Origin of the sequence: Micromonospora sp. ATCC 39149, assembly GCF_000158815.1 — a bacterium.
GTDB lineage: Bacteria > Actinomycetota > Actinomycetes > Mycobacteriales > Micromonosporaceae > Micromonospora.
Window position 1 is genome coordinate 6,727,703 of sequence record NZ_GG657738.1, and the last position, 25,607, is coordinate 6,753,309.

Below are 25,607 nucleotides of genomic sequence, written 5' to 3' on the forward strand. Positions count from 1 at the left end.
GCAACCATCTATCGGGTGCGCGCGGACGGCACGCCGACGACGTCCTTTCGGCCCACACCCCCCGGCGCAACGCGGTGGCGACCCGGTCGGCGGCCGCGCGCAGCTGCGAGTAGGGCCAGGTGCGCCGCCGACGGTCACCGACCGTCCGGACGTCACGATGCCTCCGGGTTGGGTCGTCGGGCCGCGGTCAGCGCCAGCTGACGGGCCAGGTAGGGCGCGATCGCGCTGTCCGGGTGGGTGGCGAGCAGCTCCGGCGGGCCGGCCGCGACCAGCCGGCCCCCGTCCTCGCCGCCGCCGGGTCCGAGATCGACGATCCAGTCGCTCGCGGCGGCGAACTCCACGCTGTGCTCGATGACGACCACCGTGTTGCCGCGGTCGACCAGGTCGTGCAGGACGTCGAGCAGCACCTGGACGTCGGAGAAGTGCAGGCCGGTGGTGGGCTCGTCGATCAGGTACAGGGTCCCGCCCTCGTCGCGCCGCAGTAGCTCGCGAGAGAGCTTCAGCCGCTGTGCCTCCCCGCCGCTGAGCGTTCCGGTGTCCTGCCCGAGCCGCAGATAGCCGAGCCCCACCTGGGACAGCGTGCGGAGCGGATAGGCGATCGCAGGGACGTCGGCGTAGAGCTCGATCGCCTCTCCGACCTCCAGAGCGAGCGTCTCGGCGATCGTGCGTCCACGATGGGTGATCTCCAAGACGCGCGCCGAGTACCGTAGGCCGTCGCAGGACGGGCAGCGCACCGAGACGTCGGCGAGGAACAGCATCTCGACCCGGACGACGCCCTTGCCCGCGCAGCGGTCGCAGCGCCCGCCCGCCTCGGTATTGAAGCTGAACATCGCAGTGGAGTACCGGCGCCGCACGGCCTCGTCGGTGCGGGCGAACAGCTTGCGGATCTCGTCGAACACCCCGAGGTAGGTCGCGGGCGTCGACCGGGACGAGCCGCCGATCGAGTCCTGCGTCACGGTCGTCACCCGGCGGACGTGCTCCGCGCCGCGGAGCCGGTCGAACGGGCCGACGGGGGTGCGCCGCCATCGCACCGCGGTGTCGACGGCCGGCTGCAGCGTCCGGGTGATCAGGGAGCTCTTGCCGCTCCCGCTCACGCCGGTGACGCAGGTCAGCACCCCGATCGGGATGGTGAGATCGACTCCGCGGAGATTGTTCAGCCGGGCGCCGGTCAGTTCCAGCCTGCGGTCGTCCGGGCGGCGGCGCTCCGGCCGGGGGGAGACCACCGTCCGCTCGTTCCGAAGGTACGCGCTGGTAGCCGACGTGCGGTGGGCGATGACCTCGGCGGTCGGACCGGCCGCGACGACCAGTCCGCCGCGCGTCCCGGCGCCGGGCCCCATGTCGACCAGGTAGTCGGCCGCCTCCATCGTCTCCCTGTCGTGCTCGACCACGAGCACCGTGTTGCCCGCCTCGGCCAGCCGGCGCAGCATCCCGATCAGCCGCCCGTTGTCCCGCGCGTGCAGGCCGATCGACGGCTCGTCCAGCACATAGACGACACCGACCAGGCCCGATCCGAGTTGCCGGGCCAGCCGGAGCCGCTGGCCCTCGCCGGCCGAGAGCGTGGGCGCGGAGCGGTCGAGCGAGAGGTAGTGCAGGCCCACCTCGAGGAGGAACTCGACCCGGGCGTCAACCTGGTCGAGCAGTTCGGCGGAGAGCTCGGCCAGGAACTTGCCGGCCAGTTCGGCACGGACCTCGCCGACCCAGTCCCGCAGCCGGGAGATCGCCAGCCCGTTGACCTCCGCGATGTTGCGGCCGGCCAGGCGCACCGCGAGCGCCTCCGCGGCGTGCCGGGTGCCGCCGCAGGAGCCGCACTGCCGCTGGACCATGAAGCCCTGGTAGAACGACTTGCGCTCGGGCGAGTCGGCGTCCTTGAACAGCCGCTCGATGTGCTCGGTCAGATCGCCCAAAATACGGTCACCGACCTCGGTGGGCAGGTCCTCCCAGGGGGTGTCCAGGCTCGCCCCCGCCTCGGCCAGCAGGTCCGGCAGTTCCCGCTGCGGCCACCAGGTCTTCTTGCCGCGGCGGCGGTCGCCGTAGAAGGTGAGCGCACCGGAGCGGACCGACTCGCGGGCGTCACCGACCAGTAGCGCGGCGTCGACGCGGTAGGTGTAGCCCAGCCCCTGGCAGTGGTCGCACATCCCGGCCGGTGAATTCGGTGTGAACCAGTCCGACGACGTCGCGTGAACCTCGGTGCCGCAGTACGGGCAGACCCAGCCGGCCGCGAGGTGCCGCACCGGCGTCCGGTCACGCAGCACGGTCAGCCGCCGCTCGGCCCGCAACTCCCGTTCGACGAGGAGCCCGGCGTCGGCCAGCGTGTCGGCGTCCGGGGCGGCCTCCAGACGCAGCACCTCCGTCTCGCCGCCGTCCGGCTCGGTTGCCACTAGCCGCACCGGCCCCTCGGTCGCCGCCTCGGCCAGCGCGGCGAGGTGCGCGGCGGTGTCCAGCGGCGTGACCTCGGTGCCGCACTTGCGGCAGTCGTGCCGTCCGGTACGGGCGAAGAGCAGGCGCAGGCGGTCGGAGATCTCGGTGATCGTGCCGACGTTCGACCGCGGGTTGCGGCTGATCGTCCGCTGCTCGATCGCCACGGTCGGGCTTAGGCCGCTGACCCAGTCGACCGTGGGTTTACTGACCTTCGGCAGCCTGCGCCGCACGTGCGCGGAGAGGCTGTCGAGGTACTGCCGGTAACCCTCGGCGTAGATCGTGTCGAACGCCAGCGACGACTTGCCGCTGCCGGAGACTCCGGTGACGACGGTCAGGCCGCCTCGGGGCAGGGACAACTCCCCGATCCGCAGGTTGTGCTGGCGGACACCGCGGAGCACGATACGCTCGGGGTTCCGCACGTGTTCACTCATCGCCTGTCCTTTCCGGTGGTGCGCAGGGCGTTCTCGTCCACCCAGCCGTCGAGGGTCGGGGGCGGGGCGGTGGGTCGCCCCGCCGCTACCGGGCGGTGGGGCACGGGAACGGCGCGGAGGGGTGCCGCGCCCGTGCCGGGTCCGGCCGGGTCGGTGGGCGCTATCCAGGCCACCGCGCGATCGATAGGCACCGTTGGACCGGTCAGGTGGAACTCGCCATGTTGTCGGGACCCTCTCGCCCGCCATCTTCTTCGTTCGGCAGGCCTGTCCCGGTCGCAACGCACTTGGTCGGTGCGACAGTGGCTTCCGTTATGGACATCGCCGCACGCGGATGTCACAACGGACAATCCACAAGGAAGCCGCGAGCGCTCATGGGAGCAACCCTAAACGAGGCCGTTCGGGTTGGCGAGGGCCTTTTTTAATTGCACTCTGACCTGCCGCAATAGTGCCCGGATCGAGCCCACCGGACGACCTCGCGCCAACCCCATACGCCTGATACAATTGCCGGGCATTGCTCCGGACGTCATGCGCCCGGCAATCGCAAAATTCTGCAAGCTCCGCGGTCCTGTGCAATCGCTCGTCTCCACACCGGATCGGTAGCGGCCTCCCTCCACTGTGGAGACGGTGTCCCGGAATACATCCGGGGTGGCTACGGTCCGATCGCGACGGCCGTCCCGCTGAGCCGGAGAGAGCCATGAGCCAGAGAGCCTTGACGACGACGCACGACGCACGACACACGCCTGCCCGCACCTCGCTGGGGAGGGTGCCATCGGTGGCCGCGAGCCATCCGCCGTTCGGATCCGCGGCCCGGCGGGCGGCCGGCGGCGCATCGACATCGACGAGGTGCACCGGTGGCGCCGGCAGCGCGGTGGCGAACCGGTCGGCCCTACCGGCGTCGCGCTGCCGCGCTTGGCCATCCGCTGCTGCCGCCGGTCGCGCGGGCCCAACACCTGATCCAGCAGACCCGGCTGCTCGGGAAGGCCGGCCGGGTGTTCGGCCCGGTGGTGCGCGCGCTGCGCGAGGAGCACGACGTGCCGGTGCTGACCGCGTGTACTGAGCTTCTTACGAGCACCGAGGCGACCGTGGCACCGGACCGGACGATCTCGAGCCTCGCGGCGCTCGCGGGCGCCTACGCGAGAGAGCGCGAACCGGATGAGCTGTTCCAGCGCACCGATGCGGGACGGGCACCCGGCAGGGAACGGCTGAACGGTCAGAACGCGCAGACCCGAGATCGCGCATCGCGTCCAGCTCGGCGATCCACTGTTCGACGCCCTTTCCGGGTGCCTGGATCGCCTTCCCCACATTCGGCTCCGGGAGGGACGCGTGTTGTTCCCCATCGTCCGGCAACCTGGAGACCGGCAATTCAGCCAGCACCTGGTCACCGATCTCCATCGAGTACGGGCGATCGTCGTCCATCGGCGACGAGTCCTACCGTAATCCGGATTCGGCGAGCAGGCCCAAGCCGTGTCGAGTGGCCTCCCAGTTTCGGCGCCCGCGACCCCGTCGGGGTCACTCAGCATTGCGCGGACATCTCCAGGCCGCACTCGATCTCCGGGCGTTGTGCGGTCTCCGACAGGTGGACCGAATGGCTGTGGGTGAAGCCGTGCGGCGCCAGCTCGCGTCGGTGCCCGGCCCCCGTCCGCGTGACGTCCGGCCAGCGCAGTGCGCTCACACCCGTACGAACACCGGCGTCGGCGGCTGGTGGCGGTCCACCAGGTCGAGGCTCCGGGGCACGCCGACCCGCAGGCCGAACGCCTGGTGCGGCATCGTCGTCAGGTGTCCGAGGTATTTCTCACCACGGGCGAGTACCGGCGATTCGGCATCGAGTCGACGGTCAGCAGGACAACGGCCGCGCCTTGCGCCAATCACCCGCCGCTCTCCGCCGCGGAAGGTCGACGGCGGGCGCCGAGCCGGATTCATGGTACCTCCGAGGATCGGTTGATTCGGCCGCCGGACGCGCCGGCGCCGGAACCCATCAATTTCACAATTGCTCCGGAAAGCGGGGAGGTTTCGCAATGGACAACCGTAATGAGGCCGAGGCGCGACGCGTCGTGGCGAATGTCGGGGAGCAGTATCCAATCCGGCCGGTCGGACGGGAACTGCCGGACGGCCGGCGGGATGCCGGAGTGCGGGGCACCGGGGAAGAATGTCTCGCCCACATCGACGCGGTGTGGACGGACATGCGTCCGTTGAGCCTGCGGCGCCTCATGGCGGCAGGCGCCACCGGGGACGGTCCGGCGTGACCGCGCTCGACGTGGTGGACCCCGCCACCGGTGCCGTGTTCGCCTCCGCACCGGTCTACACCGCGGCCGAACTCGACGCCACGATCGCCGTCGCCGCCGCGGCCGCTCCCGGGTGGGCCGCGCTCCCGCTCGACGAGCGCCGCGCCCGGCTGCGTGCTTGCGGAGCCGCACTCGCCGGCGCCGCCGAGGAGATCGCCGCGCTGCTCAGCCGCGAGCAGGGCAAGCCGCTGGCCGCCGCACGCGCCGAGGTGGACCTGTCCTCCGGTTGGTTCGGGCACACCGCCGACCTGCCCGGCACCGACGAGGAGGTCGATGCGGGCCCCGGCGCTTCGATCATGATCGGCCGGGTGCCGCACGGTGTGGTTGCCGCGATCGCACCCTCGAACTTCCCGATCATCCTGGCGGTGTGCAAGGTCGCACCGGCGCTGCTGGCGGGCAATGCGGTGGTGCTCAAACCGTCGCCGGAGACGCCGCTCTCTACGCTGCGGACGGGCGAGCTGCTCGCGCCGCACTTGCCCCCTGGCGTGCTGTCGGTCGTCTCCGGCGACCACGCGCTAGGGAAGGCGCTGACCACGCACCCGGGCATCGACATGGTGTCGTTCACCGGCTCGGTGGGCACCGGGCAAGCGATCGCCGAGCAGGCCGCGGGCCGCTTCCTGCCGGTGGTGCTCGAGTTGGGGGGCAACGACGCCGCGGTGGTGCTGCCCGGCGCCGACGTGACGGCGCTGGCGCCAGCGCTGTTCGCTGGTGCGATGGTCAACAGCGGCCAGTTCTGCGCGGCCATCAAGCGGATCTACGTCAGCGGCGCACAGGCCGGCGAACTGGTCACCGCGCTGGCGAAGCTGGCCTCGGAGGCGGTCGTCGGCGTCGGCAGCGACCCCGCCACCGAGTACGGCCCGCTGGTGAGCCGTGCCCAGCTCGACCGCGTCAGCGCGCTGGTGGACGAGGCTGCCGCCGCCGGCGCACGGGTGGTGACCGGCGGCGCCCGGCTGCCCCGGCCCGGCTGGTTCTACCCGCCGACCATCGTCACCGACCTCCCGCCCGGCACCGATCTGGAACTGGAGGAGCAGTTCGGCCCGGTGATCCCGGTGATCGCCTACGAGGACCTCGACGAGGCGATCGCACGTGCTAACGGCACGCGCTACGGGCTCGGCGCGTCGCTCTGGGGTGACGCCGAGCGTGCCCGTGCGCTAGCGGCCCGGCTGACCTGCGGCACCGTCTGGATCAACACGCACGGGGCGCTCCGCCACGACACCCCGTTCGGCGGGGTGCGCAGCTCCGGCGCCGGCGTCGAGTACGGCTGGTGGGGGCTGCTCGAGTACACGCGGATCAAGGTCGTCCACGAGCTCCACCCGGGAGGGTGATTCCCATCCGCATCCGACGATGGCGCTGATTGTGTCCGCGCTCGTGCTCACGGCCGGCACCACCGCGGGTCGGCCGAGGCGGCGATCTCCGGCCGGCCCAGCGCAGCAGATGCCCCCGCCGGGCGTCATCACGGTCAGATGCCCGTAGACGGTCGCGGTGGCACAACGAGGCCAACGGCGAGGACAACAACGGGGGAGAGCCCCGACGGTCCTGGAACTGCGGCGTCGAGGCCCCAGCGACGATCACAGCCAGCTCGGCCGAGATTCCGATCGATCGCCGACGGTGCGGCCACCGATAACTCGGCTGCGGTAGGGCCGCTACCCTGGCAGACGACTCTCGCCTGCCCGAACATCCGCGCCGACCGAGGGACGTGCATGTCAAGCAACTGGTCCGTGCACAGCGCCTACTCCGATCCCGGCCGTCACCGGGCACTGCTCGCGGAGCTGCGCGGCGAGGTGCCGCGCATCTGCGCGGCTGCGCGCAACGTCATCGCGCACTATCGCATCGAACTGCCCGAGCTGCCCCCGGCGCGGCACGACGAGATACACAGCCGCTGGTTGGAGGCCATCCTGGAGCTCGACCAAGAGCGCCACCCGGAGCCGCTGGCGACACCGAGGGCGACCGCGGAGAAGGTCGCCGGCTGCTGCCGCGACCACGTGCTGTTCGTCGTCGGCGCGCTGCGCGACCGTGGTGTTGCGGCGCGCAGCCGCGTCGGGTTCGCCTCCTACCTGACCGAGGGCTACTTCCTGGACCACGTCGTCGTCGAGTACCGGACCGGTGACCGGTGGCGCCGCGTCGACCCTGAGTTCGCCCCTGGTTCGGTCGAGTTCGACGTCGAAGACATGCCCACCGGGCCGACAGCCCCGTTCCGGACCGCGGCCCAGGCCTGGCTGGCCCACCGGTCGGGGGAGACCGACGCCGAGCTGTACCGGGTGCTCCCGGAGTCAGAGCTGGGTGGGCCGGGTTTCATCCGCGACTGCGTCGTCACCGAGCTCGCCCACCGGCAGAAGGACGAGCTGCTGCTCTGGGACGCCTGGGGTGACGTGGCACACCAGGTCGACGACCCGCTGGTCGACGAGCTGGCCGACCTGCTCGTCCAAGCCGACGCCGGCGACGACACCGCCGAGCGTGAGCTGGCCCGGCGCTACCGCGACGACCCGCGCCTGCACCCCGGCGACGTCATCACCCAGTACTCCCCCTACGGCCAGCCGCCTCGCGTGGTCCGGCTGCGCTGAACCGTCGGCGGTCGACGCCATAGCCGTTCGCGCAGGGTCATCCGTGCGCTCGTCCGGATCTTCCGGTTGACCGCCCCGAGAGCGACGCTGGTCACGGGATCATGAGTCGAAGCTGGAGCGACGCGATTCGGGGGACGGTCACATGGCGAATGCGGACTCGATCAATCAAACGGTACGGCCCGCCGCCGACGTCCCGGCCTCGATCGGGGTGGCCGTGCTGGTCGGCAACGAGGTCACCCGACGAGGGCTCGAGTCGATCCTGAACGACCTGTCGGGGGTGGCCGAGGTCTCCTACCACCAGGGTGTGGCCGAGGCCCAGGCTGCGCTCGCGACCGGACGAGTCGACGTCCTGCTGGTCACCAGCTCGGCCGGCAGGGAGGCGCTGTCGGTGGCCGGGGGCGGGGCCAGGATCCTGGTCCTGGTGGACGACGGCAGCGGCGTCCAGGAGCTGTTCGGCGCCGCGGCGCGCCCGCCCGACGGCATCGTGCTGCTGGCCGACCTGACGCCGGACGGGCTGGCCGAGGCGCTGCACCGGACCGCCACCGGGCAAATTCACGTGCCCGACCGGCTGGCCCGCGAGCTGATGGACCAGGCCAGGGTGGAGTTGTCCACGCCGGTGCACCCGGCGCGGCTCACCGCCCGGGAGAGCGAGGCGATGGGGCTGATGGCCGAGGGCATGAGCAACAAGCAGATCGCCGGACGCCTGGGTATCTCCAGTCACGGGGCCAAGCGGTTGGTGGCCAGCCTGATGCTCAAGCTCGGCTCGCCGAACCGGACCGCGGCCGTGGTCAACGCGATCAAGTCCGGGCTGGTCCGGTGATCAGAACGGGTCCGCCGACGGCATCAGGATGACCTTGTCCGCAACCCGCGTGTCGAACAGCTCGTAGCCGCGGACCGCCTCGGTCAGCGGCAGCCGGTGCGAGACCAGGGCGCTCGGGTCGACCCGACCGGTGCGCAGCAACGCCATCACCGGATCGCGGGAGCGGATCGGGTTCCCCACCACGAACCGCAGGGTGAGTTCCTGGACGAACGCCCGGCCGGCCGGGAAGGCGACGTCGTCGGCGCCGTGCGCGCCGACGACCAGCACCGTGCCGCGCGGCCCCGCCGCGCTGACCGCGCAGGCCAGTGCCGCCCCGGAACCGACCGCCTCGATGACGACCGCGGCCTCGTCCCGGCCGCGCATCCGGGCCATCGTCGCGGCGAACCGCCCGGGCTCCACCACCGCCGGCACCAGCGCGCCTGCCCGCTCACGCCGGGCCGGATCGACGTCGCAGACCACGACCGTGGCGCCCAGCTCGGCCGCGCACAGCGCGGCCATCAGCCCGACCGGCCCGGCCCCGACGACCCCGACCAGGTGGTCCGGCCCGACGTGCGCGTCGGTGACCGCGGTGTGGGCGGTGGCCAGGACGTCTCCGGCGAACAGCGCCTGCTCGTCGGTGACCGCCGCCGGCACCGGCCCCAGCACGACGTCGGCGAACGGCACCCGGACGTACTCGGCCTGCCCGCCGGCGACGGCGTCGCCGACGATGGTGGAGTAGCCGAACAGCGTGGCCGACGGGCAGTGGTAATGCCAGCCGCGCGCGCACCGCGGACACCGGCCGCAGGCGATGAGGTATGAGGCGACGACCCGGTCGCCGACCGCGAACGGCACCTGTGACCCACGCTCGGTGACCACCCCGGCGAACTCGTGCCCGAGCACGGTGCCCGGGGCGAAGCTGGGCATCTCGCCGCGGTAGGGATGCAGGTCACTGCCGCAGATCGCGGTGCGGGTGACCCGCACGACGGCGTCGCGTTCGGACTCCAGCCGGGGCATCGGCAGGCCGTCGACGACCTCGACGTGCCGCGGGCCGCGATAGACGACCCCCCTCACGCCGAGCTCACCGTGGTCGAGGTTTCCGTGATCGAGGTCATCGGGAGTCGCGCCACGGTCCAGCCCTTCTCGGTGAGGTCGACGACCAGATCCGCGTCGGGGTCGTCGCCGTCCCGGCCGACCCGCACGGTCACCGCACGGTCGCGGTGGTTGACCAGGGCGACGCCGCCGTCGACCGGCACGACCTCGACCTCCGGGTCCGAGCAGCGCACGGCGGGACCGATCCCGGCCAGCTCGGCAATCCGCCGGTAGAACCGTTCCCACGGGGCGAGCGCGAACCGCCCGACCGCGTCGAGCTGGCGTTCGAACGGGACGTTGGTGAACACCAGCCGACCCGCGCCGACGGCGTTGACCACGACGGCGGGCGTGCCGTCCGGGTACGCAGCCAGCACCCGGCCGGAGGTCGCCCGGAGCGTGGTGGGCACCGCGCTCGCGACGGTCCAGTCCACCGGCCACACCTCGCCGTCCCAGACGATTTCCTGCCGGTCCCGACCGGTCAGGTCGTAGTCGACGATCTCGGCGCCGACCAGCTCCGCACCCGGGAAGCCGTGCAGGTGATCACCCAGTGAGTAGTACACGGTGGCGCCCCGGCGCAAGGCGGCACGCAGGTGCTCCAGGTCCGCCAGCGTCACCTGGTCGACCGACGGGCAGACCACCAGTTGGTGCCCGGCGGCCGGAGTTACCACCACGTCCACGTCCAGGTGTAGGCGTTTGAGCAATAGGTAGGCGAAGAACGGCGAGACGGTGTCGCGGTGGGGGTCCAGGTAGGACCCGCCGCCGGCGGGCTGCCCGGCCACCGGCCACACCGCGATCCCGGCCGGCTCGACCGTGCGGACCAACGCCGGTGCGGCGTCGACGACCTGCCGGTAGGCCGTCATGGCCGGCTTGGGCGTCCCGTCGGCGCGGTGCAGCCCGACCATGCGTTCGGCCGGGCGCCGGTCGTAGGGCTCGGCGGTGGAGGTGCTGTCCTGCCAACACCACACGATCACCCCGGCCGCGCCGTTGACCAGCACCGAGGCGACCGCGGCACGCAGATAGGCCGCGGCGACCTCGTCGCCCGCGCCGTAGTCCCGAGTTCGTCGACCAGGGCCACACCGTACGCGCCGGCCAGCCGGGCCAGGAACGCCGGCAGCTGGGTGGCCTTCGGTGACAGCGTGGACTCGATGTGCCCGGGCGACCAGAGCGGGAACCCGTGCACCGCCAGCAGGTCGAGGGCACGGCCGGTGGCCGGCCCGAAGGCCGATCCGCCGAGCACGGTCAGCGCATTGTTGGCCTGGCAGACCAGTACCTCAGGGGCCACTTGCCGGATCGCACCGACCAGCCGTCCGTACCAGCGGGCGACCTCGGCCGAAGTCAGCGTCGCGGCCTCGCCTGGATCCACATTGGAAATCTCGTCGCCCAGGTCGAGCGCGAGGACGTTCGAGCAGTCGGCGATCGCGGCGGCCACCGCTTGCACGAACGTCTCCTGGGCCGCCAGCATCTCCGGGTCGCGCCACAGACTGCGCCCGCGCCGCCACGGCAGGTCCAGCAGCTGACCGTTCATGAACAGGGTCAACACCGACAGCACGCAGCTCAGGCCGGCGGCCTCGGCCAGCTCGACCAGCCGGCGCAGCCGGGTCAGCGCCTGCTTGTCGACGCGCCGGGGATCCGGGTGGAAGTCGCGCCAGAAGACGAACACCCGAACGGTGTTGAGGCCGGCCTCGGCGATCCGGTGCATGTCGGCCGCGACGATGTCGGGATCCCAGTCGACCCACAGCTGACAGCCGGTACGGACCGGGAAGTAGGTGACCCCGAGCGCGGTGAACGGCCGGTCGTCACGCAGCAGACGGCCCTCATGCAGGCGGAACGCCATCGCTCAGCCCTCCCGCGCGGGTGTGTGCAGCGCGGCCGCCAGCGCGTGCACGACCCGCCGGACGTCGTCCTCACCCATCCCGCGATGCAGCGGCAGCGACAGCAGCCGGTCGGCGATGGCGTCGGTGACCGGCAACGGGCTGGCCGCGGCGGCATAGTAGCTGAGCCGATGCATCGGCGGGTAGTGCACCGAGGTCTGGACGCCCGCGGCGAGCAGCGCGGCGCGTACCGGCCCGCGGTCGGTCCCGGCGGGCAGCACGACCGGCATCAGGTGGTGCGCGGAATCCTCGGCCCCCCGGTCGGTGAACGGCACGACCAGCCCGGGCAGCGCGCCGAGCAGGTCGCGGTAGCCGGCGGTGAGCGCCCGTCGGACCCGGCGGTCGACGCCGAGCCGGCCCAGCTGGACTCGGCCGATGGCCGAGGTCAGATCGGTCGGCCGGTAGTTCAGCCCGAGGTCGGCGACGTCGTAGCCACCGGACCCGCCGGTCATCCGCTGCTGCGGCGAGGTGCCGATGGCGTGCGAGCGCATCCGGCGGATCCGGTCGAGCAGCGCGGCGTCGCGGGCCAGCACCATGCCGCCCTCGCCCGCGGTGACGTTCTTGGTGGCGTGGAAGCTGAAGCAGCCGACGTCGCCCCAGGTGCCCAGCATCCGGCCGGCCACGCACACGCCCGGTGCGTGCGCGCTGTCCTCGATCAACCGCAGTCGACCGGCCCGGCACAGCTGCGCCAGCGCGGCGATGTCGGCCTGGTAGCCGGCGTAGTGCACGGTGATCACCGCCCGGGTCCGGGGGGTGATCAGCCGTTCGACCTCGGCCGCGGTCAGCACCGGGTCCTCGGCCGCGCGCACGTCGGCGAACACCGGAGTGGCCCGGTGCAGGGCGACGACCTCGGCGGCGGCGACGAAGCCCAGCGCGGGGACGATCACCTCGTCGCCCGGGCCCAGGTCGAGCGCGGCGACGGCCAGGTGCAGCGCGGCGGTCCCGCTGCTCACCGCCACCGCCTGCGGGGCGCCGTGGGCCGCGGCGAACTCTTGCTCGAACGCCTCGGTCTGCGGCCCCGCCGACAGCCATCCGGACCGCAGCACGGCCACCACGGCGTCGATCTCCTCCTGGCCGATCACCGGGTCGGCCAGCCGCACCACGGGATCCGTCGCGGCGCCTGCCGCAGTCACCGCTCACCGCCGGACATCGGGGGCCGCGTGGACTCCATCGGGTAGCCCGCCACCACCGCAGCCGCCACCTGCGCCCAGGTGTTCTCCCGCTCGACCCGCCTGCGGCCCGCCGCACCCATCGCGCGGCGCCTCGGTTCGTCGGCCAGCAGGCCGACCAGCGCCTCGGCCAGCGCGCCGGGTTCGGCGTCGACCACCAGGCCGTCCACGCCGTGCCGGACCACCTCGCCCGCCCCCTGGAACGGGCCGCTGACCACCGGGGTGCCGCACGCCCAGGCCTCGACGAAGACCAGCGGGTACACGTCGGAGGTCGAGGGCAGGCAGAGCACGTCCGCAGCGGCCAGCAGCTGGTGCTTGACCGTGGCGTCGACGACGCCGAAGTCGTGCAGCCCGTCGGCGGCCGAGGTGGCCGGGCCGTCCGCGCCCGGTCCGGCCAGCCAGAACGCCGTCCCCGGGCGGCTCAGGCGGACCAGCGGCGCGGTCGCGAGCAGCACCGGGTAGCCCTTGAATACGGTCCGGCGCCCCAGGAACAGCACGGTTCCGGTGGTCCCGGCGAAGCGGGCCCGCAGCCCGCTCGGGTCCACCGTTCCGTCCAGGTGCGGGGCCTGCGGGACGTACCGGATCGCCGCCGGGTCCGCTCCGGCGGCGATGACGTTGTCGGCCTCGGCCCTGGTCAGCACGTACACTGCGGTGGCCGCCCGACAGGCCGCCCGACCCAGATCGGGATCGGGCCAGAGCTCGACGGCCGTCGCCGGGGTGAGCACGAACGGGCACCCGAGGTCGTTGGCGGCGCCCAGCGCCACCGCCACCTGCCGCGGGCGGGCGAGGTCGAAGGCGTGGACCACGTCCGGGTGCCCGAACTCGCGCGGGTCGGAGATGCGCGGCCACGGACCGGCGTCCGGCGCTCGCGGTGGCAGCGAGTCGGTCAGCACGGCACCGGTGTGCCCATGCATAGCGAGGTGCTCGGCGGTCTTCCAGGCCATCCGCTCGGCCCCGGTCCACTCGCCGCCGTAGCCGCCGAATGCGATCAGGACCCGGCTCACGACGTGCTCCGGTGCGCCGCGTACCAGTCGAACGTCGACCGCAGCCCGACGTCGAGGGCGACGGCCGGCTCGTAGCCGGTCAGCCCACGCAGCAGGGTCAGGTCGGGCAGCCGGCGGCGCGGGCCGCCGGGGGCCGGCCGCACGGCGAACTCGGGGTGCGTTCCGGCGAGGGCGCAGATCCGTCGGGCGAGGTCGAGGATCTCGACCTCCTCCCGGTCGTTGCCGATGTTGACCACCAGCGGACCCGGCTCAGGCACCGCGCACAGCCGCAGCATCGCCTCGACCGCGTCGTCGACGTGGCAGAACGCCCTGGTCTGCCGCCCGCCGTAAAGCGGGAACGGGTCGGTGCCGGCCAGTGCCCGCTCGATCAGCTGCGGCACGACGTGCTCGCTGCCCATCCGCGGGCCGTAGACGTTGTAGAAGCGGGCCACCCGTACCCGGCTCGGCGGGCCGGCGTGCAGGAACAGGTACTCGGCGACGAGCTTGCTCAACGCGTAGGACGTGCGCGGCGATCGCGGCTCGCACAGCACAAACGGCGCGTCTTCCGGGACCGGTAGCTCGGCCAGCCCCGCGGTCGCGGCACCGTCGCCGACCTCGCTGGTCGAGCTGAGGAACAGCACACCCGGCTGCGTCCGGGCGCACCAGTCGAGCAGCGAGACGGTGGCCAGCACGTTGGTACGCATGGTGTGCACCGGCCGGTCGGTGACCCGCTGCACGCCGACCACCCCGGCCAGATGGTAGACGGCATCGAACCGGTCGAGGTCCGTGGGCAGCGGTGTGGTCAGGTCGTGGCGGACCAAGTGCACGTCACCGGTGAGGGCGTGCAGATCGGGGTCGTCGGCGCCGCGGGAGAAGTCGTCCAGGACGGTGACCTGCACGCCGTCGTCGAGTAGCCGTCGCACCAGGTGCAGGCCGATGAACCCGGCCCCTCCGGTGACCAGAGCGCGGTCAGCCACGGCCGAGCCGCAGGTAGGTGAGCCCCTCGAGGCCGGTGAGCTCGGCGTCGAGCAGGCCCCACATGTCGAACACGACGCCGCGGCCGCGCATCCGGCCCAGCAGCCAGTCCGCGGTGAGCCTGGTGTAGCCGGGGTGGTCGGACAGCAGTACGACCGCGTCGGCGCCGGTCACCCCCTCATCCAGCCCGACCGGTTGGTAGCCGAGGTCGGCGATGCGCTCCGGGCGGACGATCGGATCGTGGCCGGCCAGCGTGCCCACCCGGCCGCGCAGCAGGGTGGCCACCTCGGTGGCGGCGCTGCCGCGCACGTCGTCGGTCTCCGGGCGGCCCTTGTAGGCGATGCCACACACCAGGACCTTGGCGTCGGCGAGCCGGTCGGTGTCCGGGTCGGTCAGGGCCGCGACCACCCGCTCGACCACGTGGCCGGGCACGCGTTCGTTGGTCCGCCGGGCAGCGGCGACCATCGGCATCTCGACGTGGCCGGCAGCGGCCGCACTGTGCATCAGCAGGTACGGGTCCTTCGTCAGGCAGCTCCCGCCGACGAAGCCGGGTCGGGACAGGTCAGGCCGGGGGTAGCGGAGGTTGGCGGCGGCGATCAGTTCGGTGGCGTCCAGGCCGCACGCCGTGGCGGCCAGTGCCACCTCGTTGCCGAACCCGTAGATCAGGTCGGTGTGCGCGTTACAGATCAGCTTGATCATCTCGGCGGCCTCTAACGAGGACACCAGCACCCGGTCCGGGCAGACCGCCGCGAACAGGGCCTCGGCCCGCTTGGCCGAGGCGTCGTCCAGGCCCCCGATGATCTGCGGGAGCGAGGCCAGTTCGGCCATCGCCGAGCCCTGGATGATCCGCTCGGGGCAGAAGGCCAACAGCGGGGACACCGTGACCTGCCGCATGGCCGGTTCGACGAGATCGCGGCAGGTACCCACGGGCACGGTGCTGCGTACCACGAGCAGCGTGTCCGGGGTGATCCGCGCGGCCGCGGCGGTGACCGCGGCCCGCAGCGGGCCCAAGTCGCAGCGGCCGGTGGCCGGATCGACCGCGGTTCCCACGCAGATGATCACTGCGCCGGGCACTGGATCGGGCAGCCGGTCGGCCACGGTGAGCGCGCCGTCGTCCAGCGCGACCAGCGCCTCGGCCAGGCCCGGTTCGAAGAACGGCGGCCGGGCCTGCGTCACCGCGTCCCGGACGTCGGGGTTGACGTCCACTCCGACGACGCGGACTCCGGCGCGGGCCAGGGCGACCGCGAGCGGCAGGCCGACGTAGCCGAGTCCGACGACGGCGACCTCTGGCGGTGGTGTGGTCATATCCGGGTACCCCTCCTCGTGGCTGTGGTGCCGCCCGGCGCACCGGCGCTCCGATCGGCGATCAGGTCCCGCAGCGCGGGGGCGGCGACCTTGCCGAGCGCGGTGCGCGGCAGCCGGTCGACGGCATGGACGTGATGTGGAACCTCGTAGGCGGTCAGCCGCTGCCGGCAGCCGGCGACCACCGCCGCCGGATCGGTGCCGGGTGCCAGCTCGACCACGGCGTGGATCTCCTCGTTGCCGCGGGCGTCCGGCAGCCCGCAGACGTGCACCGCCCGCACGCCGGGCAGCTCACCGATCAGCCGTTCCAGCCTTCGCGGGTTGACCTTGCGGCCGCCGACGTTGATGAAGGTCGCCTTGCGGCCGACGATCGTTACGTCCCCGGCGCCGTTGACGTCGACCAGATCGCCGGTGTCGTAGTAGCCGTCCGGGCGCAGCGCCTCGGCCCTGCCCCGGCCGACGTAGCCGGTGAACATCGTCGAGGTCCGCACCAGCAGACGCCCGGCGTCGGAGTCCCGGACCGGCTCGACTCGCCACTGCACGCCGGGGACGAATCCGCCGACGCCCTCGGCCGGCCACGGCTGGGGCCGGCCGAACTGGCAGGCGATCAGCCCGGTCTCGGTCGAGCCGTAGATCTGGCGGACCGGGCAGCCGAGGCGGCCGGCGGCAGCCGCGGCGGCCGCCATGGTGAGCGGTCCGCCCGAGCAGAGGGCGACCCGAAGCCGGTCTGGCCGGCGCCGCCCGTACAACAGGTCTGGGACCAGGCCGTACACGAACGGCGTGGCCAGCAGCGCGGTCACGCCCGCGTCGAGCCCCTCGACTAGGCCGCGCCCGGTGAACCGCGCCAGCAGCGCAAGTGTGCCGCCGGACAGCACCGCGGCGCACAACGCCCCGACGAACCCGAACGAGTGCGCGAGCGGAACCGCGGCCAGGATCGTGTCCCGCTCGTCCAGGTCGAACAAATCGCGGTAGAGCGCGCCCCCGCGCAACGCCGAGCCCAGTGGGACCGCGGCCGCTCGGGGTTCGCCGGTCGATCCGGAGGTCAGCTGCAGCACGGTCGGCGAACCGGGCGCCCGGTTCGGCCACTCCGCCTGCGGCGCGCCGGCGACCAGGTCCTCGACGGCCAGCCAGCGCAGCTCCCCCGTCGCCGCGGGCCGCGGGCCGTCCACCGCCGCGACCACCGCGCCCGGTCGGGCCGCGTACACCGCGGACAACGGGTCGGCCAGATAGGAGCTGTCGTGCTCGACCATGACGACATCGAACCCGGCGGCCAGCAGGCCGAGCAGCACGGCCGCGTGCCCGCCGGTATTCACCGTCGCCACCACGACCGCGCGGCCGGCGGGTAGCTCGGCGGTCGCTCGGGCGGCCACTCGCCGCGCAGTCGCGGCCAGCTCCCGCCAGGTCGTCTCGGACCAGCCGGCGGCGGTGTGCCAGCGAACGGCCGGGGCGTCCGGGCGCTCGTCGGCGTGGGCCGTCAGCCGCTCCCGCAGTGCGGCGACGGCGTCGTGGTCGGCCTGCGGCGCGGCCGCCGGGTGCCAGTCAGTTGGCATGCGAAACCCGAAAGCCGCCCCGGCCGACGCCGGGTAGGTAGACCTCGGGGGTGGCGGTGAACTCGGCCACCGCCCGCTCGTAGCGGCCCGGGGTGCCGATGTCGTGCCAGCTGCCGTTGAACCGGTACGCCCCGACCGACCGGCCCGCGCCGATCAGCGAGGTGATCAGGTCGGGCATGTCGACCACCGACTCCGCGGCGATGAACGAGCGCACGGACGGGTCGACGACGTAGACACCCATGCTGACGTCGACCCGGACACGGGGCTTCTCGGTCACCCGGTACACCCGGTCGTCGGCGATCTCGAGGGCACCGGAGTCGATCGTCACCTCGGTCTGCCGACAGGCGATCGTCATCGCGCAACCGCTGCTCCGGTGCACCCGGTGCACGTCGGCGAAGTCCAGTGTGGTGAGCACGTCGCCGTTGAGCACCAGGGCCGGCTCGTCCCAGTCCCCGACCAGCAGCAGCGGGCCGGCGGTGCCCCGGGGCTGGGCATCCACCGAGAAGTCGACCACCAGGCCCTCCGGGATCGCCTCGAACAGGTGCTCGCGGATGGCTGTCTGCAGGTGCGACACACAGAGTGTGACCCGCTCGACCCCGGAACCGCGCAACTGCCGCAGGAGGATGTCGAGCAGCGGCTGGCCCCCGATGTCCATCAGGATTTTCGGTCGCTCCTCGGTGAGCGGCAGCAGGCGCCGCGCCTTGCCCCCGGCGAAGATGATTGCGCGCACATCAACTCCCACTCATCGGGTCGGCCGGGTAGTCGGCGACGATTAGCGCAACCGATCGTCGCCAGTTCTTCCGAGCTTTGGCACGAACGCAATTTTCGATCGGCTGCGGTTGGCCCGAAATACTCGTCCGGGCGCGCCAACAACCGCACATCCCAGCCATAGCCGAAGGTGCGCCGACGATCCGGCCGGCCGGCCTTGACAGAACACCGGCCGTGGTCGCGCGGCCGGGCATGACGCGCGACGGGCACGGCGGACCGAACCCTCGGCGGGTGGAGGTCAGGCGACGGGACGGCGGCTCAGCCGGTCGTCAGCTCGCGGCGCACACTGTCCGGTGGTGCCGCGGACGGCCCGGACTCCAACGCCGGACGGCCGATCGGACCCAGCGCCCGAGCCAGCACCCGGGCGGTCTCCAGCACCGTTCGGTCCCCCAGGCGGGGACCGGCCACCGCGACCCCGATCGGCACTCCGCGCGCGTCCAGGCGGACCGGGACGACGACCGACGGCAGGTAGCACATGCCGGTCACGCCGGCCCACACCATCTGGTCCCAGTACGGCCGCGGTCGGCCGTCGACAGTAATGGTGCGCTGGGCGAACGGGCGGTGGTCGTGGGCCGGCGCGGTGTTCGGTGCGACCGGCAGCAGCAGGGCGTCGTAGCGACTGAAGAACGCCCGCCAGCGCAGGCCCATGCGGGTGCGCAGCTCGTTGGCGACGATCCAGTCGCGGTGGCGTTGGTGGACGTGCTCGCCGCCGAGCACACCGGTGGGCGGCCGGACGCCGGTGGCGATCAGCTCGGCCTCCTCGCCGGAGATGTCGTCGATCGCGGTACCCGCGATCAGCTTGCGAAAGATCTGGTCGCTCTGCTCGAGCCGGATCCCCAGCGGGCTGGTGGCCCGCACTGCGACTCCGGTCTGGGCGAGGGCGTCGGCGGCGTGTTCCACCGCCGCTCGCACCTCGCCGTCCACCGGGCAGTACGGGTCGTCGAACCAGGCCGCCACCCGGCGCGGCCGGCTGGCCGGGGGCAGGCTCAGCCGCCAGGCGGCCCGGTCCCAAGGGTCCGGGCCGCTGATCGCGTCGAACAGGATCTCCAGGTCGTCGACGTCCCTGGCCAGCGGTCCGACCATGGCGATGTCGGGCAGGCCCCGGTTGAACGGCATCGGCGGGACGTGGCCGTACATCGAGACCGTGCCGTAGGTCGGCTTGAGACCGGTGACGCCGCAGAACCCGGCCGGGATCCGAATGGACCCGGCGACGTCTGAGCCGATCTCCAGCGGCGTGAACCCGGCCGCCAGCGCGCCTGCGGCACCACCGGAGGAGCCGCTGGTGGTCAGCGTCGGGTCCCACGGGTTGCGCGCGGTGCCGAACAGCTCGTTGTAGGCCTGCAGGTCGCGCGAAGCGCGGGGCAGGTTGGTCTTGCCGAGGATGATCGCGCCCGCTCGCCGGGCCCCGGCCACCGCGGCCGCGTCCTCGTCCGGGACGAAGTCGGGCAGCAGACCACCGGTGGTGCGCAGCCCGGCGGTGGCGAAGCTGTCCTTGACCGTCATTGCCACGCCGTGCAGCGGCGGCAGCGGGTCACCGCGCACGACCGCCTCGTCGGCCGCGGCCGCCTCGGCCTCGGCGCGTTCGTTGCGGGTCACCACGAGCCCGAGTGCGCCGTCGTAGCGATCGATCCGGGCCAGCAGTGCGCGCAGGTACTCCCGGGCGGAGAGCTGCCCGTCGGCGATCGCCCGCGCCACCTGTCGGGCCGGCCACCAGCACAGCTCGTCTTCCATCACACCTCGGCTCGGTCCGCGGCGAGTCGGTGCGCGACGCCCGACGCATTTCCGGCTGCTTCACCCGCCCGTCGACATGGGTCCCGGCGAATTGTGCACCGCCTTACGCCGGAGCCCCACGATAGATGAGCCGGGAAATCGGGCATGGCCGTTCGCGCACTGACCTGAGCCCTGGCCGCCGACTACTGTCCGGGAGATGGCGCGACAACTGCGGCCGGGCCGCCCTGCCGGCGGGCGCGGGCGGTGAGCCGGGTGCGGGTGCTGATCGCCCGGACCACCGCGCCGCCCTGCCCGGCCGCCGGCGCAGCCCCGGCCGCTGCCCGCAGGCGCGACCAGGCGGCGTCGCGGGAGGCGCTGCGCCGGGTGTTGGTTCTGCTCGGGCGCGAGCCGCAGGTCACCGGCCGCACCTTCCCCCACCGCACGGTCTCGTTGACGCACTGTCCGGCCGGAGGCGGCGCCGCCGCGGTCGACGACCCGGTTCTCCCGGAAGTCGTCGGGGTCGGGGTCGACCTGGAAACCGACCGGCCGCTGCCGCGGCGTGCCGCACGCTACTTCTGCACCGCGGACGAGCTCGCCTTTGTCGATGCCTTGCCACCCACCGACCGTTCCGCGCAGCTGCTGCGGCTGTGGACGGTGAAGGAGGCGCTGTTCAAGTCCGACCCGGAGAACGCGCACACCGCGCTGCGGCGCTACCAGCTGCCGGTGCCGGCCGCGGCCGGCGGCGTCGCGGACCGTCGCGGTGGCACCCGCCGGCTCGCGTTCGTCTACGCAAGCCGCCGATGGGGCGCCGAGCAGCTGTCGGTCGCGCTGGCGCTGACCCCGCAGGCGGACCGATCCGCGGACCGTTCCACGCACCGGTCCCAGGTGTCGCGCCCGGTGGACATCGCCGCCCGGGTGGCCGCCGCCCACCCAGACGCGCCCGGGCGGCCATGGGCCGGCACGCCGCTGGTCGGGCTGGCCGGGCTGGTGGTCGACCTGCCCGCCGCCGGTCCGCTGCGGCTGCCGCCGCGGCTGCAGCCGCTACGCACCGTCGCCGAGCTGACCGAGTTCCTCGATCCGCAGCTTCTCCCATTCTGATCCACCGACCCACACAGGAGGTCGAAAGACATGTCGCGATCGGACGCCGACGTCGGCGAGTTCCCGCTGACCTGGTCCCAGCAGCAGTGGATGGCCGGTCCGCCGCCGCTGGACGAGAACGACGCCTGGCGCTATGAGCTCAGCCTGCCGGTACCGGTCGGACCCGGCCTCACGGTGCCCGACACGGTGGCGGTCGCCGGCGAACTGGTGCGCCGCTACCCGCCGCTGCGGTCGCGGTTGCGCCGCGGCGCCGACGGGCAGCTGCGGCAGGAGGTGTTGGCTCCCGACGACCCGGCGGTGTTGGACGGGGTGCAGCGGCTCGGGGTGTGGTGCTTCGACTTCGTGACCGACGCGCTGTTCGACGCCGGCCGGCGGATCAGCCAGTTCGTGACCGACCCCGACGCGGGGAACCTGATGATCGTGGTGCCGCCCGCGGGCACCGGTGGCGACGTCGAGATCTCCGTCGCGCACGCATTCGTCGACGCCAGCGGGGCCGGTGCCCTGGTCGCCGCTTTCCTGGCCGTCCTGCGCGGTCAGCAGGACGCGCCGATTCAGCGGACCTGCTACGACATCCTCGAGTTCGAGCGCGGCGAGCGCGGCGCGGAACTCTCCGCGCGCAACGTCCGCTACCTCGTCTCCACCGCGCGCCGGGCCGAGGAGCACGGCCTGAGCGATCCGCGCGGGACGGCCCCGGAGCCAACCGTGGACGGCTGCCGGCTGCGCAGTCGCAAGCTCCTGCGTGCCCTGGCCCGCAGCCAACCGGACTCCCGCCTGGCCCGCGCCGCGCTCGTACTGGCCCTGGCGCTGATCGCGTTCTGCCGGGTCCGTGGGACCAACGGCGCGTGGGTCAACATCGTCGTCGGCAACCGGGCCACCCCCGAGGCGGAGTCCTTCGTCGGCCTGGCCATGCAGTGGGGTGCCCTCGCCGAGACCCTGCGGCCCGAGGACTCCCTGCGCACCGTGCGCGACCGGCTCACGCTGCGCCTCGCGCAGAGCCTGCGGCACGGCCGGTTCGACCCGCGCCAGGCCGAGCAGGAGTTCGACAGCGCTGGCATCGGCGGGCGCCCGGTGTTCACCTTCAGCCACTGGGAGTCACCGACCACCGACTGGGACACTGCCCGCAAGCCCGTCGACGAGCACGCGGTGCAGTCGGACCACTACGAGTGGACCAGCATGCCGGCCGGAGCGGGCGGGGCCGGCATGGAAGTCAACACCTCCACCCTGATGGACCAGGCGCTGCTCAAGGTGAAATGGGACCGGCGGCGTTACGCCGACGCCCGCATGCGCGACTACATCACGCACGTCGAGCGGATGCTCGACCTGGCCGTCGACGACCTCGACGTGCCGGTGGCGCGGCTGCGCGACCTCGACCTGACCTGAGCACGAGCACTCGGGGCGGCCCGCCGCGCCGCCCCGAGGCTGGCTGGGTGTCCTGAATCAGGAATCCGCGAACGGCCGATGGTGGGCCGAGCCGACATGACGTAGTCGGCACAGCTTGAGCCGATCACGATCAGCGGCGTCGATGTAGGTGAACGGGCGCGGTGACGCACGTGCAACGCGGTGATCTGGGGCCGGCGCTGCTCGACGCGGTCAGGGGTCGATCGCCTAACAGTGTCCTTCGTCGACGCCCGGAACGTGACCCCCAGGCTGGACGGTGGGGTTGGATGATGCAAGGGTGACCAACCCCGGACCACCACGGCACCCACGGCGGCGGTGGCCGGGGGTCGGAGTCGCGGCGGCCACCGTCGCTGCCGTCGTCGTGGCCCCCGGCGCGGCGGTGGCCGATCCCGTCGCCGGGCTCGCGCCGACACCGGGCACCCCGGTGTGCCAGATCCGCGACGACCGGTTGACCGAGATATCCGGCCTGGTCGCCACCGACGACGGGTTCGTCGTGGTCAACGACGGCGCCGAGGAGGAGTCCCGCCGCCGGATCTTCTTTCTCGACGCCCGCTGCGCGGTGGTGCGGACGGTGCGCTACCCGTCCCGGCCCCGCGACACCGAGGACCTGGCCGTCGGCGCCGACGGCACGATCTGGGTCGCCGACATCGGCGACAACGACCGGGCCCGCCGGACGGTCGCCCTGTGGAAGCTGCCGCCCGGGGCGTCCCGCCCGGTGCTGCACCGCATGACGTACCCCGACGGCGCGCACGACGCGGAGGCCCTCCTGGTCGACGGCGCCGGGCGGCCGCTGATCGTGACGAAGCAGGGCGGCAGCGCGGGCCTGTACCGCCCGGCCTTGCCGCTGCGGGCGGGCGGGACCGTGCCGCTGGCCAGGGTGGGGCAGGTGCGGCTGCCGTCCACCACGACCCGCAACCCGTACTCCTTCGTCGGCCGAGGCGTGGTCACCGGCGCAGCGAGCGCGCCCGACGGGCGGCGGGTGGTCCTGCGCACCTACGCCGACGCCTTCGCCTTCGACGTCGCCAGCGGCGATCTCGTCGCCGCCCTCACCACCGGCAGGCCCAGCAGCATCCCGCTGCCGGACGAACCGCAGGGCGAGTCGGTCAGCTTCAGCCGCGACGGGCGGTCCCTGCTCACCGTCTCCGAGACGGCGAACCAGCCACCCGGCACGCGACCGAGGATCCTGCGCTACACCCTGCCACCCAGGCCGACCCCGTCGCTGCCCCGTACCGGCCCGGCGCCGGCCGGCACCGGCCGCGCCGACGACCGGGGTGCCGACGACCGGGGTGCCGACGACCGCGACGGCGATGGCGGGGCCGATGACGGTGGGGCCGCCGGCCGCGGTTCCCGTGACCGTGCCGAGCGCGGCGGCACCGCACCCCTGCTGGTGGGCGGCGTCGCGGCGGCGTTGGCGCTGCTCGCCCTGGGAATGGCCACGGCGAGGGGTGCCCGTCGCGGCGGGCGGTAGCGTTCGGGCCCCTGGCCGTCGACTGATCCGATCGACGCGCGGCCGTTCTGACCGGCCCGGTCGTGTTCAGGTACGGCGGGCCGGTCGTCGGGCTGTGGCGGTCCGCGAACGACCTGGCCTACGGTCGGTGCCCGAAAGTATCGCGTCGCGTCGATCCATTGTGGGTGTTAGCGGTAACACGTTATGGTGTCGGCGGCCAGGGTGAGGGCACGCTCCAGCCACGGGCCACGGGCCACGGGCCGCCGGTCGCCGCTCGGGAGCCGGGCCGGCAGCGCACCCGCACGGGCACCGTCGACGGTGCTCCGTGCCGCGCCGTACCCAGCAGTTTGCGGTGGTGCGCCGACCCGCCGTGCCCCGGCTCAACCCTTCCAGGCCGGCGCGCGGGCGGAGCTCGCCGAGAGGCCGTCGCGCCGCGCCCGTCTCCAGCACCGCGCCCTGGCGTGCCCCTCGCCCAGGGCGACCAGCATCGGGAGGATACGCATGATACGAAGAACTCGCCTGTTCGGCGCGGCGGCGGCGGTCATGGCGGTCGTCGCCACCGCTGTCACGTTCGCGATCGGGCCCGCCAACGCCGAGTCCAACGGCGGCGTCCGGGTGATGCCACTCGGCGACTCGATCACGGACGGCTTCAACGTCCCGGGCGGCTACCGCATCGACCTGTGGCAGAAGCTCGCCGCCGGCGGCTACCGGATCGACTTCGTCGGTTCGATGTTCAACGGGCCGGCCAGCCTGGGCGACCACGACCACGAGGGCCACTCGGGGTGGACCATCGCCCAGGTCGACGCCAACGTCGTCAACTGGCTGCGGGCGACGACCCCCCGTACCGTGCTGCTGCACATCGGCACCAACGACATGTACGGCGACCCGACCGCCGCCGCGTCCCGGCTCTCCACGCTGCTCGACCGCATCACCACGACCGCGCCGTCGGCGGACGTCTTCGTCGCGACGATCATCCCGCGTTCCGGCAGCACCGACAACGCGGTGCGGACGTACAACGCGGCCATCCCGGGCATCGTGCAGAGCAAGGTCAACGCCGGTCGCCGTGTGCACCTGGTCGACATGTACAGGGCGCTGACCCTGGCCGATCTCGCCGACGGTGTGCACCCCAACGCGACCGGCTACAGCAAGATGGCCACTGCGTGGTACAACGCGCTGCGCGCGGTGCCGGGCAGCATCGGCGGCACGCCCCCGACGACGACGCCCCCGACGACGACGCCCCCGACGACGACGCCCCCGACGACGACGCCCCCGACGACGGCGCCCCCGACGACGCCTCCGCCCGCCGGCGGGTGCCGGGTGTCGTACACGGTCAACGCCTGGAGCACCGGCCTGACCGCCGCCGTCACGATCACCAACACCAGCGCCACGACCGTCAACGGCTGGAGCCTGGCGTTCACGTTGCCGAGTGGGCAGAGCATCACCGGCGGCTGGAACGCCACCTACACCCCCACCAGCGGCGCGGTGACCGCCCGTAACGTCTCCTACAACGGCAGCGTCGCCCCGAACGGGTCGGTGGACATCGGGTTCCAGGCGAACCACACCGGCAACGCCGGTAAACCGTCCTCTTTCACCCTCAACGGCACCGCCTGCTCGATCGCCTGACGTCCGTCGGGCCCCCCGCGCCCGTACCGTTCGTGGGGGGCCCGACGGGCGGTCGACGGCGCTCCCGCGCGGGCAGATCGCGCTCCGGGGCGACGGGCGCGGCCATCCGCGGTGGCCTGTGACCTGCGTTACC

The 25,607-nt window shown here is 73.0% G+C and carries 21 protein-coding genes; 8 read left to right on the plus strand and 13 right to left on the minus strand.

All coding sequences use genetic code 11. From position 1 onward, the window contains the following. Positions 1–152 precede the first annotated feature (152 nt). The 3 genes from MCAG_RS29000 to MCAG_RS34130 all read right to left on the minus strand — a co-directional run bounded on the left by MCAG_RS29000 (position 153) and on the right by MCAG_RS34130 (position 4,769). A complete protein-coding gene (locus MCAG_RS29000) occupies positions 153–2,849 on the minus strand; it encodes an excinuclease ABC subunit UvrA (RefSeq protein ID WP_036375733.1) in 2,697 nt (898 codons plus the stop codon). Beyond that, positions 2,846–3,022, minus strand: coding sequence for a hypothetical protein (locus MCAG_RS35480; RefSeq protein ID WP_232290322.1), 177 nt, complete (start codon positions 3,020–3,022; stop codon positions 2,846–2,848). The genes MCAG_RS29000 and MCAG_RS35480 overlap by 4 nt, the downstream gene beginning before the upstream one ends. Before the next feature lie 1,495 nt (positions 3,023–4,517). Beyond that, positions 4,518–4,769 (minus strand): hypothetical protein, encoded by a 252-nt coding sequence (locus MCAG_RS34130; protein ID WP_198141684.1) that lies wholly within the window; start codon positions 4,767–4,769, stop codon positions 4,518–4,520. 95 nt (positions 4,770–4,864) lie between these two features. On the opposite strand from MCAG_RS34130, the gene MCAG_RS29005 reads away from it, so the two are divergent. The 4 genes from MCAG_RS29005 (at position 4,865) to MCAG_RS30055 (ending at position 8,512) form a co-directional block, all read left to right on the plus strand. Beyond that, complete coding sequence (locus tag MCAG_RS29005) at positions 4,865–5,092, plus strand: MbtH family NRPS accessory protein (RefSeq protein WP_036378186.1); 228 nt, start codon at positions 4,865–4,867, stop codon at positions 5,090–5,092. Beyond that, positions 5,089–6,456, plus strand: coding sequence for an aldehyde dehydrogenase family protein (locus MCAG_RS29010; protein ID WP_198141685.1), 1,368 nt, complete (start codon positions 5,089–5,091; stop codon positions 6,454–6,456). Before MCAG_RS29005 ends, MCAG_RS29010 begins: the two co-directional genes overlap by 4 nt. Before the next feature lie 375 nt (positions 6,457–6,831). Then, positions 6,832–7,692 carry a transglutaminase domain-containing protein gene (locus MCAG_RS29015; protein WP_036375739.1) on the plus strand — a complete coding sequence of 287 codons (861 nt, stop codon included), beginning with the start codon at positions 6,832–6,834 and terminating at the stop codon, positions 7,690–7,692. A gap of 142 nt (positions 7,693–7,834) precedes the next feature. Further along, on the plus strand, positions 7,835–8,512 hold the full coding sequence (locus MCAG_RS30055; protein WP_007076501.1) for a response regulator transcription factor: 678 nt from the start codon (positions 7,835–7,837) through the stop codon (positions 8,510–8,512). Here the strand turns inward: MCAG_RS30055 and MCAG_RS29025 are convergent, their stop codons facing one another. The 10 genes from MCAG_RS29025 to MCAG_RS29070 all read right to left on the minus strand — a co-directional run bounded on the left by MCAG_RS29025 (position 8,513) and on the right by MCAG_RS29070 (position 19,929). Continuing rightward, positions 8,513–9,562, minus strand: coding sequence for an alcohol dehydrogenase catalytic domain-containing protein (locus MCAG_RS29025; protein WP_007076502.1), 1,050 nt, complete (start codon positions 9,560–9,562; stop codon positions 8,513–8,515). It abuts the gene before it with no gap. Next, positions 9,559–10,575: a hypothetical protein gene (locus MCAG_RS29030; RefSeq protein WP_036375742.1), complete on the minus strand. Its 1,017-nt coding sequence runs from the start codon at positions 10,573–10,575 to the stop codon at positions 9,559–9,561. Before MCAG_RS29030 ends, MCAG_RS29025 begins: the two co-directional genes overlap by 4 nt. After that, on the minus strand, positions 10,548–11,414 hold the full coding sequence (locus tag MCAG_RS29035) for a cellulase family glycosylhydrolase (protein WP_036375745.1): 867 nt from the start codon (positions 11,412–11,414) through the stop codon (positions 10,548–10,550). The genes MCAG_RS29030 and MCAG_RS29035 overlap by 28 nt, the downstream gene beginning before the upstream one ends. A 3-nt stretch (positions 11,415–11,417) precedes the next feature. After that, complete coding sequence (locus tag MCAG_RS29040; RefSeq protein WP_007076504.1) at positions 11,418–12,584, minus strand: DegT/DnrJ/EryC1/StrS aminotransferase family protein; 1,167 nt, start codon at positions 12,582–12,584, stop codon at positions 11,418–11,420. After that, positions 12,581–13,624, minus strand: a complete 1,044-nt coding sequence (locus MCAG_RS30060; RefSeq protein ID WP_007076505.1) for a glycosyltransferase family 4 protein — start codon at positions 13,622–13,624, stop codon at positions 12,581–12,583. Before MCAG_RS30060 ends, MCAG_RS29040 begins: the two co-directional genes overlap by 4 nt. Beyond that, entirely contained in the window at positions 13,621–14,580 is a 960-nt protein-coding gene (locus MCAG_RS29050; RefSeq protein ID WP_007076506.1) for an NAD(P)-dependent oxidoreductase, read from the minus strand. Before MCAG_RS29050 ends, MCAG_RS30060 begins: the two co-directional genes overlap by 4 nt. Beyond that, entirely contained in the window at positions 14,573–15,883 is a 1,311-nt protein-coding gene (locus tag MCAG_RS29055; protein WP_007076507.1) for a nucleotide sugar dehydrogenase, read from the minus strand. Before MCAG_RS29055 ends, MCAG_RS29050 begins: the two co-directional genes overlap by 8 nt. Further along, positions 15,880–17,430 (minus strand): class I adenylate-forming enzyme family protein, encoded by a 1,551-nt coding sequence (locus MCAG_RS29060; protein WP_007076508.1) that lies wholly within the window; start codon positions 17,428–17,430, stop codon positions 15,880–15,882. Before MCAG_RS29060 ends, MCAG_RS29055 begins: the two co-directional genes overlap by 4 nt. Then, positions 17,420–18,160, minus strand: coding sequence for a nucleotidyltransferase family protein (locus MCAG_RS29065; RefSeq protein WP_050778121.1), 741 nt, complete (start codon positions 18,158–18,160; stop codon positions 17,420–17,422). Before MCAG_RS29065 ends, MCAG_RS29060 begins: the two co-directional genes overlap by 11 nt. Before the next feature lie 296 nt (positions 18,161–18,456). After that, positions 18,457–19,929 (minus strand): amidase family protein, encoded by a 1,473-nt coding sequence (locus tag MCAG_RS29070; protein ID WP_050778122.1) that lies wholly within the window; start codon positions 19,927–19,929, stop codon positions 18,457–18,459. A gap of 252 nt (positions 19,930–20,181) precedes the next feature. Here MCAG_RS29070 and MCAG_RS29075 point away from each other — a divergent pair, with 252 nt between their 5' ends. The 4 genes from MCAG_RS29075 to MCAG_RS29095 all read left to right on the plus strand — a co-directional run bounded on the left by MCAG_RS29075 (position 20,182) and on the right by MCAG_RS29095 (position 25,474). After that, on the plus strand, positions 20,182–21,006 hold the full coding sequence (locus MCAG_RS29075; protein ID WP_036375748.1) for a 4'-phosphopantetheinyl transferase superfamily protein: 825 nt from the start codon (positions 20,182–20,184) through the stop codon (positions 21,004–21,006). A gap of 30 nt (positions 21,007–21,036) precedes the next feature. After that, positions 21,037–22,386: a hypothetical protein gene (locus MCAG_RS29080; protein WP_007076512.1), complete on the plus strand. Its 1,350-nt coding sequence runs from the start codon at positions 21,037–21,039 to the stop codon at positions 22,384–22,386. A gap of 295 nt (positions 22,387–22,681) precedes the next feature. Then, the gene (locus MCAG_RS34135) at positions 22,682–23,872 is read left to right on the plus strand and encodes a hypothetical protein (RefSeq protein WP_198141686.1); all 1,191 of its coding nucleotides are present in this window, start codon (positions 22,682–22,684) and stop codon (positions 23,870–23,872) included. 480 nt (positions 23,873–24,352) lie between these two features. Beyond that, complete coding sequence (locus MCAG_RS29095) at positions 24,353–25,474, plus strand: cellulose binding domain-containing protein (RefSeq protein ID WP_157548314.1); 1,122 nt, start codon at positions 24,353–24,355, stop codon at positions 25,472–25,474. Positions 25,475–25,607: the final 133 nt, after the last annotated feature.

Bases quoted from the DNA above. Each gene is read 5' to 3' on its own strand.
- MCAG_RS29015 (WP_036375739.1), top strand. From the start codon at position 6,832: ATGTCAAGCAACTGGTCCGTGCACAGCGCCTACTCCGATCCCGGCCGT.
- MCAG_RS30055 (WP_007076501.1), top strand. From the start codon at position 7,835: ATGGCGAATGCGGACTCGATCAATCAAACGGTACGGCCCGCCGCCGAC.
- MCAG_RS29070 (WP_050778122.1), bottom strand. From the start codon at position 19,929: ATGGAAGACGAGCTGTGCTGGTGGCCGGCCCGACAGGTGGCGCGGGCG.
- MCAG_RS34130 (WP_198141684.1), bottom strand. From the start codon at position 4,769: ATGAATCCGGCTCGGCGCCCGCCGTCGACCTTCCGCGGCGGAGAGCGG.
- MCAG_RS29055 (WP_007076507.1), bottom strand. From the start codon at position 15,883: ATGACCACACCACCGCCAGAGGTCGCCGTCGTCGGACTCGGCTACGTC.
- MCAG_RS29080 (WP_007076512.1), top strand. From the start codon at position 21,037: ATGTCGCGATCGGACGCCGACGTCGGCGAGTTCCCGCTGACCTGGTCC.
- MCAG_RS29095 (WP_157548314.1), top strand. From the start codon at position 24,353: ATGATACGAAGAACTCGCCTGTTCGGCGCGGCGGCGGCGGTCATGGCG.
- MCAG_RS29035 (WP_036375745.1), bottom strand. From the start codon at position 11,414: ATGGCGTTCCGCCTGCATGAGGGCCGTCTGCTGCGTGACGACCGGCCG.
- MCAG_RS29060 (WP_007076508.1), bottom strand. From the start codon at position 17,430: ATGCCAACTGACTGGCACCCGGCGGCCGCGCCGCAGGCCGACCACGAC.
- MCAG_RS29000 (WP_036375733.1), bottom strand. From the start codon at position 2,849: ATGAGTGAACACGTGCGGAACCCCGAGCGTATCGTGCTCCGCGGTGTC.
- MCAG_RS29005 (WP_036378186.1), top strand. From the start codon at position 4,865: ATGGACAACCGTAATGAGGCCGAGGCGCGACGCGTCGTGGCGAATGTC.